Below are 14,232 nucleotides of genomic sequence, written 5' to 3'. Positions count from 1 at the left end.
AATGGAATTGTACAAAAACGGAGCCTATCTGCTCAACGGCCGGGAACTGTTTCCGGAAGAAAATAAAGCCATCGCCCAGGCTGGGATCGGGCGGCCTCTGGACCGGGAATCCGCCCGGCAGGGGACTATCGCCTGGAACATCCTCCAGAGCCACAACACCAGTGGGAATCCGAAGAAGCTGAAGATCCGCTACGATGCCCTGACTTCCCATGATCTGACCTATGTGGGGATCATCCAGACGGCTCGAGCCTCTGGCATGGATCATTTTCCCATGCCCTATGTGCTCACCTGCTGCCACAATTCCCTGTGTGCAGTAGGAGGCACAATCAACGAAGACGACCATCTCTTCGGGCTCACCGCAGCCAAAAAGTACGGGGGCATTTACGTACCGCCTCATGTGGCAGTGATTCACCAGTATATGCGGGAAAGACACGCCGGCTGCGGGAAGATGATCCTGGGATCCGATTCCCACACCCGCTATGGGGCCCTGGGCACCATGGCCGTGGGAGAAGGGGGCGGAGAATTGGACAAGCAGATCCTGGGGGATACCTGGGATACGGATTATCCGGAGGTGGTGGCTGTGTACCTTACCGGCCGTCCCCAGCCCTGGGTAGGCCCCCAGGATATCGCCCTGGCTCTGTGCCGGGCCGTATTCCAGAATGGCTATGTGAAGAACAAGGTGATGGAATTCGTGGGTCCGGGGGTTTCCTCCATGACCACCGATTACCGGAATGCGGTGGATGTGATGACCACGGAAACCACCTGTCTGTCCTCTATCTGGCGGACGGATGAGGACACCCGGATCTTTTTGCAGGAACATGGCCGGGAAGAGGAGTACAGAGAACTGAACCCGGGGCCCGTGGCCTATTATGATGGGTGCATCACGCTGGATCTGTCCACGGTGAAGCCCATGATTGCCCTGCCCTTCCATCCCTCCAACGCCTATACCATCGATGAATTGAACGCCAACCTGGAAGACATCCTCCGGGAGACGGAAAAGAAAGCGGCAGAAGTGGCCCGGGGCCGGGCGTCCTACACTCTTACCGACAAAATCCGGGATGGGAAGCTCCAGGTCCAGCAGGGGGTCATCGGAGGCTGCTCCGGCGGCAACTATTCCAATGTGGCGGAAGCGGCCGCCCTGCTCCGGGGCCGGTCCATGGGCAGCGGGGAATTCGCTCTGAACGTGTATCCTTCTTCCCTGCCGGTGTATATGGATTTAATGAAGAAAGGGATGCTGGGTGACCTGATGGCTGCCGGGGCTGTGGTGAAGACAGCCTTCTGCGGACCCTGCTTCGGTGCAGGGGATACTCCGGGGAACAACGGACTGTCCATCCGGCACAATACCCGGAACTTTCCCAACCGGGAGGGGTCCAAGCTGGGCCAGGGACAGATGGCCGCCGTGGCGCTCATGGATGCCCGGAGCATTGCCGCTACCGCCGCCAACGGAGGTATCCTTACCTCCGCGGAAGAATTCGCTGACGTGTTCGGGAAGGTGCCTGCCTATCACTTTGATGACAGCGCCTACAAGGCTCGGGTATACGACGGGTTCGGGAAGCCAGAACCGGAAGAAAAACTGTTCTACGGCCCCAACATCAAAGACTGGCCGGAAATGCCTGCCTTGGGAGACAACGTGCTGCTCCAGGTGTGTTCCAAGATCCTGGATCCGGTGACCACCACTGACGAACTGATCCCGTCCGGGGAGACTTCGTCCTACCGATCCAATCCCTTGGGGCTGGCTGAATTCACCCTGAGCCGCCGGGATCCGGAGTATGTGGAACGGACCAAGGCGGTAAAGGAGCTGGAACTGGCCCGGGAAGCAGGAAAGGATCTGCCGGAACTGGCAGAGGTATTGGAACGGATCCAGGTGCTGCCTGGCAGCCCTACCCTGGCCAATACGGAAATCGGATCCCTGGTGTACGCCACCCGGCCCGGGGATGGATCTGCCCGAGAACAAGCTGCCAGCTGCCAGCGGGTGATCGGAGGTCTGGCCAACATCACCCAGGATTACGCTACCAAGCGGTATCGGAGCAATGTAATCAACTGGGGTATGCTGCCACTGCACCTGAAAGGGGATCCTGTGGATTTTGAGGTGGGAGACTGGATCTATCTGCCGGAAATCCGGAAGGCCCTGGAAGGGGACCTGGAAAATATCCGGGGCTATGTGGTGAAAAAAGTAGGCCCTGTGGCCATTGACCTGTACTGCAAGCCCCTGACGGAGGAGGAAAAGAATATCATCCTGGACGGGTGCCTGATTAATTACAACCGGAAGAAACGATGAAGGGAAATAAGACGACAGGCCGGACCATTTGGTCCGGCCTGTCGTCTTATTATTCAAAAGCCAGCTGTGTTACGCAACTGGCTTTTTCTTCATTCCCGCCAATACAAACAGCACCAGAGCCGCACAGAACGACACCAGAGCCGTCACCTGGGCACTTTTCAATCCCCACAGCATGGGCTGTACATAGTCTCCCCGGAGAAATTCCAGGAAGAACCGGAGCACGCTGTAGAGCATGACGTACAGGCAGCAGGGCTGCCCTTTTTTGGGCCGGGTGGTCTGGAACAGCAGCAGGACAGCAAACAGAATCACATCGATCTGTCCTTCCCAGACTTCTGCCGGCCACAGGGGCTGGGTCCCATAAGTGCTGCGGGCCAGGGTGCCTGCCGGGTATAAAATGCCGAAGTCTCCGCCGGTGGGCGCCCCAAAAGCGTCTCCGTTCAGCAGGTTGGCCATGCGGCCGATGCTCTGGCCGATGAAAAGGGCCGGGCAGATCACGTCCAGCATCTCGATCCAGTTTACCTTATGTCGCCAGCAATAGAAGGCACCGGCAGCGACACCCCCCAGGATGCCCCCCTGGATGGCCATACCTCCCTGCCACACGAAAGGGATTTCCAGCAGGTGATCGCTGTAGTAACCCCAGTCGAAGAAGAATACATCCCACAGACGGGCTCCTACCAGGCCGGCGAATCCGCCATAGATGCCGATGTCGGGCAGCAGCTTTTCCCAGCCCCGGCCATCCCGCCAGGCCAGGAAGTAGGCTACAGAAGTAGCCATGAAAATAGCCATGCACAGCATGAGCCCATACATACGGATGGGGAAGTCCCCGATGAAAAACAGATATTGATGCACAGTAAAGTCCTTTCTTACACTTATAAGAGTCACTAGTCACTAGTCGACAGCCAAAGGAGAAAATTTGCTGAAGCAAATTGTAAAGGATTTCCAACCTGCCAGCTATAGCTGGCTTCCTTTGGCTGGTGACTGTGGACGAATGACTAGTGACTGATCAGGGATTGACTCGTCAATCCCTGATCTTCACCAGCCTGAAATCCACGTAATCGGCGGCCACCAGGCGGTATTGGGTACCGTCCCGTACGCCCTGGAACAGGTTCAGGAAGTGGGCCGCATCCCCGTGCACATGGCCGTAGATGCACTGCTCCACGCCGTATTCCTTGCACAGCTCTGTGAAGCCCGTGACTTCGTCCGGATGGTACAGCGGGGGATAGTGGAGGGCGGCGATGAGGTGTTTCGCTCCGGTTGCTCTGGCCCCCTCCAGGCTGCGTCCCAGCCGCTGGCATTCCCGGTCGTAGATCAGCTGGTCGTGCTCGCTGAAACCCTTCATGCTGGGCAGGTTCCAGCCCCGGGTGCCGCACAGGGCCACATCCCCGGTCTGGTAGAACGTATTGTGGAGGAAATGGACCCGGGGCAGGGCCTCCTCCATTTTTTTCAAAGAGGTCCACCAGTAGTCGTGGTTCCCTTTCAGGATCACCAGTTCTCCCGGCAGGTCCTGCAGGACCCCCAGGTCTTTTGCCACGGCGTCGGGCAGCTCCATGGACCAGGAGGTGTCGCCTACCAGCAGCACTGTGTCGCCGTCCTTCACCGTCTGTTTCCAGTATTCCAGTACCTTCTCCCGATGATTCAGCCATTGTTCTCCGAATACTTCCATGGGTTTCGTGGGAGGTTCTCCGGAAAAATGCAAGTCTCCCATGGCATAGATTGCCATAGTTCCCACTCCTTCCTGCGTTGACTTTATAAGTTGTGAAATATATAATGATTCTATTACACATGATAAAAACCACTGTAATACACATATGTTACTGAATCCCGGCAACTTATGCAAGGTGTTTCAGGTGGGTTTTCTCAATAGGAGGTATGTTCATGTTCGAGGAAAAGTATGAACCGCATGAGATCGAAGCCCGGTGGCAGAAGTACTGGGCAGACCACAAGACCTACAAGGTGGAGAACGATGATCCCCGGCCCAAATCCTATGTGCTGGAAATGTTCCCCTATCCGTCCGGTAATCTGCACATGGGGCATGTGCGGAACTACTCCATCGGGGATGTAGTGGCCCGCTTCCGCACCATGCGGGGCTTCAACGTGCTGCACCCCATCGGCTTCGACTCCTTCGGGATGCCGGCTGAAAATGCGGCCATCAAGCACCATATCCCGCCTGCCAAATGGACCATGGAAAATATCGCCAACATGACCCGGCAGCTGAAGGAACTGGGGCTTTCCTACGATTGGGACCGTCAGGTGACCACCTGCAAGGAAGAATACTACAAATGGACCCAGTGGTTCTTTGAACTGATGTACAAACGGGGCCTGGCCGTGAAGAAGGAAGCTTCCGTGAACTGGTGCAATACCTGCGGGACTGTACTGGCCAACGAACAGGTGGAAGACGGCAAATGCTGGCGCTGCCATCAGCCTGTAGAGAAAAAACAGCTGAGCCAGTGGTTCTTCAAGATCACCGACTATGCCGAACAGTTGCTGGATGACCTGGACAAGCTGAAGGGCTGGCCTGATCGGGTCAAGACCATGCAGCGCAACTGGATCGGCCGCAGCGAAGGCCTGGAATTCGGCTTCGACGTACCCAGCCTGCACAAGAAACTGATGGTGTACACCACCCGTCCGGATACCATCTATGGCGTCACCTTCGTGGTTATTCCGCCGGAACATCCCATGGTGGAGGAATTGCTGAAGGACAACCCGAAGAAAGTAGAACTGGAAGCCTTCTGCAACAAAGTGAAGAATACCTCCGATATCGAACGGACCTCCAGTGAATCGGAAAAACTGGGCATGTACACCGGGGTAGACTGCATCCATCCCCTGACCGGCGAAAAGGTGCAGATCTGGATCACCAACTATGTACTGGTGGACTACGGGACCGGCGCCGTCATGGGCGTGCCCACCGGCGACCATCGTGACTGGATGTTCGCAACCAAATATGGCATCAGGAAGATCCTGACCCTGCAGCCCAAGGACCATGAACTGAAGCTGGAGGAAATGACCGACGCCTACGAAGACAAGGACGGCGTACTGGTCAACGCCGGTCAGTTCACGGGCATGGAAATGCACAAGGCCATGAAAGCCATCATCGACTACATGGAAGAAAAGGGCCTGGGCAAACGCCGGGTGAACTACCGTCTGCGTGACTGGCTGATCAGCCGGCAGCGGTACTGGGGCTGCCCGATCCCTGTGGTGTACTGCCCTCACTGCGGCGAAGTGCTGGTACCGGAAAAAGACCTGCCGGTGAAGCTGCCCACGGACGTGAAATTCGATGCAGGCGCCAGCTCCCCGCTGGCCACCAGCGAAAGCTTCGTAAACTGCACCTGCCCGAAATGCGGCGGCCCGGCCAAACGGGAACTGGACACCATGGATACCTTCCTGTGCTCTTCCTGGTACTATCTGCGTTATACCGATCCCCATAACGACAAGGCACCGTTCAGCGAAGAGGCTGTGAACCACTGGATGCCGGTAGATCAGTACATCGGCGGCATCGAACACGCCATCCTGCATCTGCTGTATTCCCGGTTCTTCATGAAGGTGCTGCATGACGCCGGTCTGGTAGATGCTGACGAACCCTTCACCAACCTGCTGACCCAGGGCATGGTGATCAAGGACGGGGCCAAGATGAGTAAATCTCTGGGCAACGTGGTGTCTCCGGAAGAAATCGTGGGCAAGTTCGGGGCCGATACCGCCCGTCTGTTCATTATGTTCGCCGCTCCTGTGGAACGGGAACTGGAATGGAGCGACAAGGGTGTGGAAGGATCCTTCCGGTTCCTGAATCGGGTATGGCGCCTGGTGTACCACTTCAAGGATGTACTGGCCAAAAAGGTGACCAGCTACGACACGAAGAACCTGAACGAACAGGACAAGGAACTGCGTCATATCCTCCATACCAGCGTGAAGAAGGTGACCGAGGACATCGACAACCGGTTCAACTTCAACACGGCCATTTCCACGCTCATGGAACTGGTGAATGCCCTGTACGCCTACAAGGACAAGGCCGAAACTGTGAACGACGGGCTGATCTACGAAGCCATCTCCAAGCTGCTGCTGATGCTGGCTCCGTTCACGCCGCACATCACGGAAGAACTGTGGCATGACGCCATGGGCAGTGAGACCAGCATCCACAAGGAAGCCTGGCCCACCTACGATCCGGAAGCCATCAAGGTGGACGAGGTGGAAGTGTTGATCCAGGTGAACGGCAAGGGCAAGGACCGGATCATGACCGCTCCGGATATCAGCCGGGATGAACTGGGCAAACTGGCCCTGGAACAGCCGGAAGTGAAGGCTGCCATCGGAGATAGGAAAGTCCTGAAGGTCATTGCCGTACCGGGACGTCTGGTGAATATCGTAGCAAAATAAGAAATTCGAGACTTAGGGCCTGAGGACCCAAAGGCGCTGTGAAAAATCATTCACAGCGCCTTTATTTCGCTAGCGTCAGCTGGCTTCCATCGGCTAGTGACTAGAGACTAGTGACGGGGTGTGAAAAAGCATTTTTTCACACCCCCTTTTTTCAAACTTGACGGTTTTTTTGCACTTAATGACCTTCTTTTTGCAGGGAGGAAGGAATCCGCTATTCCGTGTCGAATGGGGTGGGTAGACTGTTTCTGCAAAAAGGAGGTTTTATGATGGATCCCTGGGAGAGAAAAAAGTGGCTGGTGGTACTGGGTATCGTGCTCTGCTGTGCTGCAGGCGGCCTGTGGCAGAGCCAGAGCAGGGTCCCTGAAACCACTGCCGGACAGGCGGAGGCACAGGTAGCAGTGCCCCATCCGGAGAAAAAAGCCAGAGCCACCATCTACATCAGCGGAGCGGTGCAGAGTCCGGGTCTGTACCAGGTGGAGCCGGGCATCCGGTACCAGGAGGCCCTGGAGGTGGCGGGAGGCGCCACGGAAGAAGCGGACCTCACCCGGGTGAATCTGGCCAAAAAGTGTAAGGACGGCAGCCAGGTGAACGTACCGTTTTTGAAGAAGGGCAGCCGACGGACCCGTGGAAACAGCGGAACGACACCTGTTTCAGGTGGCAGCGGAGGCGGGTCAGCGGGAGACGAAACCTTTGAGAAGGCTTCTCCAGGCCCTGTCCCTGGGGGAAAAGTGAACCTGAACACGGCGGACGAAGTCCAATTGACCACGATTCCCGGGATCGGGCCTGCCCTGGCCCGGCGGATCATCCAGTACAGACAGCAGAAACCCTTCCAGAAAGTGGAGGACCTGCAGCAGGTATCGGGAATCGGACCGGCCAAATTCCGGCGCCTGGCAGACCAGGTGGAGGTGTAGCATGTCACCTGTACTGGAGGCAGGAGTGGCTTTTGCCGTGGGGATTGCTGCCGGTCTGAGGCAGCCGGTCCCCTGGTGGGCGTGGGGCCTGGCCTCGGGAATCTGCGGGGGAATGCTGCTCTGGCTCTACAGAAGCCAGAAGGGCAGGAACAGCTGGCAGATCGGCTGTTTCCTGCTGATCTTCTGTCTGGGAGGACTGCGGTCTTCCGTGACTACGACGGCCCAGGAGCGGATGGCTCTGCTGGTGGAGCGGAAGGTCCTTCTGACTGGCCGGGTGGTGCCCGGTTCAGTCCGGGAGGAGCGGACTGGTTCTCTTTCTTTCCTGTTGGAGGAAAAACGGGGAAGGGTGCGGGTCTTTGTCCGTAAGGCAGGGAAGTTCCGGCCAAAGCAGGGAACAGTGGAAGTGCAGGGGACATTCCAGGCTCCAGACGGTTTCTACAATCCGGGCACGCCGGCCCCGGAAACCAGGGCGGCCATTGCCGGGGAAGGAGGCAGTCTGGAGACGGTGGGAGGGGACTGCCGGGTGGTGGACAGGGCGCCCGTCTGGCAGGATCGGGTCTTTGCGCTGGGAGAAATCCTGCGCAGCCAGTTGCGCCAGGCCCTGGGTCCTGAGGACAGCGCCCTTCTGGAAGGGATGCTGCTGGGAGGCAGCAGGGGCATACCGGCGGAACGGTTACGGCTTTTTACCCGCTGCGGGCTCAGCCATCTGCTTTCTGTTTCCGGCAGCCATGTAGCCCTGCTTTTGGGCCTTTTTGCCGGAGGAGCGGCTTTCCTGCCGCTGCCCCGGAAGATGGGCGCTCTGCTGGTGGCCCTTCTGCTGGTCTCCTATGGCATCCTGTGCGGCCTGCGGGCCTCTGTGTGCCGGGCCCTGCTTTTGGGGCTGGGTGCCCTGTGGGGCCGGGTGCACCGGAAACGGGCCAGCAGTACGGCCTTCCTGGGTCTGGGATTGCTGCTGCTCCCTGCCTGGCATCCCTGGTGGGTGTGGGATCCGGGATTCCAGCTTTCTTTTGCGGCCGCCGGGGGGCTGCTGCTGCTGCGCCGTCCTGTTGAAGAGAAACTGGCGGTATGGCTGCCTCAGCCTCTGGCCCGGGGCCTTTCTGTACCTCTGGGGGCCCAGATCCTGGGGCTTCCTTTTCTGATCCACCATTTCCACATGCTGTCCCTGGTGTCGCTGCTGGCCAATGTGCTGCTGGTGCCTCTGCTTTCTCTCTGCCTGGCCTTTGGTGCGGCAGGTGCCATGCTGAGTGCCCTGGGGCTTTCCTTTCCGGGGCGGCTGCTGCTGGTGGGGGCAGGGCAGCTGCTGGGGATTTCGCTTTGGGGTGGAGAGTGGCTCGCCCGATTGCCCGGGACCCACTGGGTTTCGGGCCAGGTGCCCCTGTGGGTGTGGCCCCTGTACCTGCTCCTGGTGCTGGCGCTGCTGGAACAGGGCTGGTTCAGACCGGAGCGGCCCCGGCTGCGGCGGGCCGGAATCCTGGCCTCAGGGTTGGCCCTTTGTCTCCTGCTGGTTGCCCACCATTTCCGGCCCCGGACTTTCTCGGCCTATTTCCTGGACGTGGGACAGGGGGATTGTGCTGTGGTGGTCACCCCGGAGCGGCAGGTCTTTGTGTTCGATACAGGGGGACTCAGCGGGCATTTTGATCCCGGAGAAAAAATTTTGGTGCCGTTTTTGCGCTACCTGGGGACGGATCAGGTAGATGCTGTTTTCCTCAGCCACGGGCACCATGACCATGCAGGAGGACTGGCGGGACTCCTGCGCTGGATGCCGGTTGCGGCCATCTATCTGCCTCTGGAAAATCCTAGTAAAGACGTAGAAAAAGCGTTACATCTGGTACAAAGAAAGAACACCAGCAAAATTGTATACAAAATGCAAACAAACCAGAAAATAGGCAAAAAAAAGAGTATAATAAAAATCGTAGAAGCACCGAAGTTGGAAGAGAAAGGAGGAACAGGGAACGAGAACTCTGCCATCGTACGTATGAGCTGTGATGGCCACAGTTTTCTCTTTACCGGGGATGCTCCGGCGGAAGTGGAGGAACTGGCGGCCCAAAAGCCCATCCAGAGTGATGTGCTCAAGGTATCCCATCACGGTTCCAGGACTTCTTCGTCGGAAGTCTTCCTGAAGACTGTACGGCCGCGTCTGGCCGTGGTATCCGCCGGCAGGCGGAATTCCTTCGGTCATCCCCATAGGGAGACAATTGAGAAACTGGAGACTCATAAGATTCCCCTGGTCCGAACGGATCAGGTGGGCGCAGTGAAAATCGTTTTTGACGGAGCTACCCCAATATGGTATAGTTATCGTTGGCAACGAGATTCTTTCTAGGAGTGGGTCTATTGTGAACTATACGGCAGATGTATTTCTGGAAAATCTGCGGAAAAATCCAGCGTGTCCTCATGTTGTCATTGCCTGGGGAGAGGAGGAATATTACAAGAAGACCATTCAGAAGGCCTTTCGCCAGAAAGCGTTCGCTTCCGGAGAAGAGCCCACGGAATGGGACTTTCAGGGGGACTTTGCGCTGAATGCTCTGGAGGAAGCCACCAACAGCATGCCTTTTTTTGGCGGAGGGAACTGGATCGTCATCGAAGATCCCAGGCTCCTGACCGATAAGGAAAAGGCTGGCAGCCAAAAAACGGGTGCAAAAGGGAAAAAGAAGAAAACGGCTCCCATCCAGCAGTTCATTACACTGCTGACGGATATGCCAGAGTATTCTTTTTTGATCTGTCTTTGCAGTAAGTTAGATAAAAGGCAAAGCTTTTATAAGATCATGAGCCAAAAAGTTCCGATCGTGGAATGCAGTCCTTTGCGTCCCTACCAGCTGCAGCCCTGGCTGCGGCAGCAGGCAGATCGGTATGGTGCCCGTTTTACACCGGAGGCTATGAGCCTGATCATGGAGTACGTATCGGCGACGGATACAGCGCCGCTGCTGTTCCTGCAGCAGGAAATCAGCAAGATCGCCCTGTATGCAGGAGAGCGGAAGCTCTGGCAGGCGCAGGATGTTGGACAGATGTTTTCTCAATTGCCAGAGATTTCGGGTTTTGCTCTTGGGAACGCAGTAGAAGAGAGAAAATTGGGAAAAGTTCTCCTTTTATTGGCAGAAGAGAAAAAGAACAGTGGCAGCGATGGCTTTTACAACCTGACCCTGCGGCTGGTCTCCTCTCTGCGGCGGATGCTCCAAGTAAAGGAACTGATGGAAAAAGGTGCTCGACAGGAGACCATTGCGTCGACTCTGAAAATGCATCCTTATGCGGTTAAGATGGCCATGCAGCACAGCAATCATTTTTCACGTGAATCCTTACAAACATGCATGGTAGAACTGGCTCGGATGACAGCTGAATCCCGAAAGAGCGGACGTACCTGGTCCCGCCTGGAAGAAATTTTGGTCAAACTGGTCTCTGAAAGGGAAAAAATTCCATATGGTATTTGAAGGAGGATTAAGGGAATGTTTGCATTAAACTCTTACCAAACCTTGGCTGTTGGTATCTTACTGTACTACCTGGGCAAATGGCTCAAATCGAAAATCAAATTTTTCCAGACCTACTGTATCCCTAACCCGGTTATCGGCGGTGTGCTGTTCGCACTGATCAACCTGGCCCTGTTCGAGGCAGGTACCGGTGCCATCAAACTGGATACGGTACAGCAGAGCTTCTTCATGAATATGTTCTTCACCAGTGTTGGGTTCAGTGCCAGCTATGCACTGCTGAAAAAGGGCGGCCGTGACGTCCTGATCCTGACCATCATCTGTGCCATCCTGATTACCTGCCAGGATATCATCGGTGTAGCCCTGGCCAAGGTTACGGGTCTGCAACCGCTGCTGGGCCTGTGCGCCGGTTCCATTCCTCTGGTAGGGGGGCACGGTACCTCCGGCGCCTTTGGTCCTATGCTGGAAGGCATTGGCGTTGAACGGGCCACCACCGTGGCCATTGCCATGGCTACCTTCGGCCTGATCTCCGGGTCTCTGATGGGCGGTCCGGTGGCACACCGTCTGCTGGAAAAATACCATCTGCATAGCACCAAGGAAGATCAGGAAGGGGCCAACGAAAAGGCACAGAGCATGGAAGAAAATGCCACTCTGGCCATGACTCCTGAAAACTTCATGCTGGCCACCGGCGAAATCCTGGTTGCTATGGGTATCGGCACCATCGTCAGCAAGTTCTTCACCAGCGTTGGTCTCACGTTCCCCGGATACATCGGTTCCATGATCATCGCTGCCATCATCCGCAATGTCTCTGACCACGCCCAGGGCGGTCTGCCTGTTCCCATGCAGGAAATCGGTACGGTTGGGGATGTGGGTCTGAACATCTTCCTGAGCCTGGCTATGATGAGCCTGCGGATCTGGGAACTGTTCGACATTGCCGGCCCTCTGGCCATCATTGCTGCAGTACAGGTTGTTTTCATGGTGCTGTACACCACCTTTGTGGTATTCAATGCCATGGGCAAGGACTACGATGCAGCTGTTGAAGTCTCTGCTGTATGCGGGTTCGGTATGGGCGCAACCCCCAATGCCATGGCCAACATGAGTGCCATTACGGCCAACTATGGTCCGGCTCCCCGGGCATTCTTCGCCGTACCGCTGGTAGGGGCCATGTTTGTGGACTTCTGCAACTCCGGTATCCTGATGATCTTCATCAATATGTTCAAATAAGCTGTTTGCAGATTTTCAAAAAGGACTGTCGCCAAAGCGGCAGTCCTTTTTCGATAGGAAAAAAGCGCCGCTTCACTGCGACGCTTTTTTCAGCTTCCGTTCTTCGTCAATATCCAGGTTGGGCTGGGTGAATCCCCGACCGAATACGTTGTTGGCATCCTGGATGGTGACAAAGGCCATGGGATCCACTTCTTTGATGATCTTTTCCAGGTGGGCCAGCTGGGTCAGCTTGACCACCACCAGTAAAATCTCCAGAGGTTTCCGGGTGTATCCGCCTTCTCCGTGAAGAATGGTGATGCCCCGATTCACCTCGTTCATGACCCGCTGGCCGATTTCCTCGGCATGGGTAGAGACGATGATCACCTGCTTCTTGTAGTCAAAGCCCACCATGAACACGTTGGTGGCCTGAAACGTAATAAAAAACAAGACCATACTGTACAGCACCGGGGTAAGGCCCAGGAATACCACAGCAGCCAGCATGACGCAGGTGTCGAACAGGAAGTTGGTGGTGCTCACGGAGATGTTGTAGTATTTTTTGGTTAAAAATCCGATAATGTCCACGCCTCCGGTGGAGGATTCGGACCGGTACACCAGGGCCCCGCCCAGGCCACCCAGGACCCCGCCGGCAATGCAGCACAGCAGCTGATCAGGGATGTTTACATAGTTCTGCACGAAAGCAGTGCCGTCCAGCGCTGCGGAAAACAGCACCGTGCCGATGACGCTGTCGATGAAGAACTGATGGCTCATGTATTTCCACGCCACATAGAACAGCGGGATGTTGAAAATGAAACTGGTGATGCCTGGGGGCCATCCCGTCAGGTAATACAGGATGATGGAGACCCCGGAGATGCCGCCGGACAGGAATCGGTGCTGGACAAAGAACCCATTGATGGCGATGGCCATCAACAGGCATCCCAGAGCCGTCATGATATAACGGATGGCGAGTTTTTTCATAGGCAGGACCTCCTCAGCAGCATGTTCCCTTTATTGTAACATCTTTTTACCAGGGTTGACAGAAATTTATGATACTAGAACGTTCGATGAAAAATCTTCAAAAAATGTTCATAAAGATTTCCTCAACCTATTGCGATACAGGCGTTTTCACGATACAATAATATGGATACAGAATACATTTCGTTTTGAGGGGAACATTCCAAAGGCAGGAGGCGGAAAGGCATGGAACGGACGGCCTATGGCAAGATCAACCTGGGACTCAGGGTATTGGGCAAACGCCCTGATGGGTACCATGAAGTGGATATGATCCTGCAATCCATTTCCCTGGCAGATACCATTACTTTTACCCCGGCTCCAGAGTTCAGTCTGGAAACAGACAGGCCGGATCTGCCCTGTGATGACAGCAACCTGATGGTGAAGGCGGCCCGGGCCTTTGCCCGGGCCACCGGCCGGACCATTGACTATCACCTGGCCTGTACCAAGCGGATCTTCCTGGCTGCCGGGCTGGCGGGAGGAAGCACTGATGCAGCGGCCGTGCTGCGGGGACTCAATGATCTTTGCGGCAGTCCCCTGGACCGGGCCGGATTGGAACGGTTGGGCGCCACCATTGGCAGTGACGTTCCTTTCTGCGTCTATGGAGGTACCCAGCGGGGCAGAGGCCGGGGAGAGCAGATGACGGTGCTGCCGGCGGCTCCGCTTTTGTGGCTGGTGCTGGTAAAGCCTCGGGAACTGGGCGTTTCCACGGCCTGGGTCTATGGGGAAATCGATAAAGCCACGGACCGGGAGCCGGTGGACCTGGATGGACTGGAGGAATCCCTGCGCCAGGGTGATCGGAAACGGTTGCTGGCTCTCATGGCCAACGACCTGGAACTGGTGACCCTGAAGGCCCATCCGGAACTTCAGGCCCTGAAAGAAGCCATTGCAGCCCAGGGAGCCGAAAAGGTGCTCATGAGCGGCAGCGGCCCCACGCTGTTTGGAATTTTTGCAAGCCGGGAAAAAGCCCGACAGGCGGCTGATCGGCTCCGGGATAGAGAGAGAGATGCACAGATCAAAATCGCACATACAGTGCAGGAGGAGTAGAGCA

General features: G+C 56.3%; 10 protein-coding genes. 7 read left to right on the top strand and 3 right to left on the bottom strand.

Annotated elements, in window-relative coordinates; translation table 11 throughout:
• Position 1 precedes the first annotated feature (1 nt).
• Positions 2–2,278 (top strand): hydratase, encoded by a 2,277-nt coding sequence (locus BQ5462_RS09560; protein ID WP_071143089.1) that lies wholly within the window; start codon positions 2–4, stop codon positions 2,276–2,278.
• Positions 2,279–2,347: 69 nt separating this feature from the next.
• Here the strand turns inward: BQ5462_RS09560 and lgt are convergent, their stop codons facing one another.
• Together lgt and BQ5462_RS09550 are read right to left on the bottom strand one after the other, a co-directional pair.
• A complete protein-coding gene (gene lgt / locus BQ5462_RS09555; protein WP_071143088.1) occupies positions 2,348–3,127 on the bottom strand; it encodes a prolipoprotein diacylglyceryl transferase in 780 nt (259 codons plus the stop codon).
• Between the two features lie 169 nt (positions 3,128–3,296).
• Positions 3,297–3,998: a metallophosphoesterase gene (locus BQ5462_RS09550; protein WP_071143087.1), complete on the bottom strand. Its 702-nt coding sequence runs from the start codon at positions 3,996–3,998 to the stop codon at positions 3,297–3,299.
• A gap of 155 nt (positions 3,999–4,153) precedes the next feature.
• Here BQ5462_RS09550 and leuS point away from each other — a divergent pair, with 155 nt between their 5' ends.
• The 5 genes from leuS (at position 4,154) to gltS (ending at position 12,194) form a co-directional block, all read left to right on the top strand.
• Entirely contained in the window at positions 4,154–6,643 is a 2,490-nt protein-coding gene (gene leuS / locus BQ5462_RS09545; protein WP_071143086.1) for a leucine--tRNA ligase, read from the top strand.
• A 263-nt stretch (positions 6,644–6,906) separates the two neighbouring features.
• The gene (locus BQ5462_RS09540) at positions 6,907–7,554 is read left to right on the top strand and encodes a ComEA family DNA-binding protein (RefSeq protein WP_083378129.1); all 648 of its coding nucleotides are present in this window, start codon (positions 6,907–6,909) and stop codon (positions 7,552–7,554) included.
• A gap of 1 nt (position 7,555) precedes the next feature.
• Positions 7,556–9,874, top strand: a complete 2,319-nt coding sequence (locus tag BQ5462_RS09535) for a DNA internalization-related competence protein ComEC/Rec2 (RefSeq protein ID WP_071143084.1) — start codon at positions 7,556–7,558, stop codon at positions 9,872–9,874.
• Positions 9,819–10,976, top strand: a complete 1,158-nt coding sequence (gene holA, locus BQ5462_RS09530) for a DNA polymerase III subunit delta (RefSeq protein WP_235819620.1) — start codon at positions 9,819–9,821, stop codon at positions 10,974–10,976. The genes BQ5462_RS09535 and holA overlap by 56 nt, the downstream gene beginning before the upstream one ends.
• A gap of 15 nt (positions 10,977–10,991) precedes the next feature.
• A complete protein-coding gene (gene gltS, locus BQ5462_RS09525) occupies positions 10,992–12,194 on the top strand; it encodes a sodium/glutamate symporter (RefSeq protein ID WP_071143082.1) in 1,203 nt (400 codons plus the stop codon).
• A gap of 72 nt (positions 12,195–12,266) precedes the next feature.
• On the opposite strand, the gene BQ5462_RS09520 is transcribed toward gltS, so the two are convergent.
• Complete coding sequence (locus BQ5462_RS09520) at positions 12,267–13,148, bottom strand: YitT family protein (RefSeq protein ID WP_071143081.1); 882 nt, start codon at positions 13,146–13,148, stop codon at positions 12,267–12,269.
• 222 nt (positions 13,149–13,370) lie between these two features.
• Between BQ5462_RS09520 and ispE the strand changes: the two genes are divergently transcribed.
• Positions 13,371–14,228, top strand: a complete 858-nt coding sequence (ispE, locus tag BQ5462_RS09515; RefSeq protein ID WP_071143080.1) for a 4-(cytidine 5'-diphospho)-2-C-methyl-D-erythritol kinase — start codon at positions 13,371–13,373, stop codon at positions 14,226–14,228.
• Positions 14,229–14,232 lie beyond the last annotated feature (4 nt).

The organism is Acidaminococcus timonensis, assembly GCF_900106585.1.
Taxonomy (GTDB): Bacteria; Bacillota; Negativicutes; order Acidaminococcales; family Acidaminococcaceae; genus Acidaminococcus; species Acidaminococcus timonensis.
This window is presented reverse-complemented; position numbering and strand designations above follow the sequence as displayed.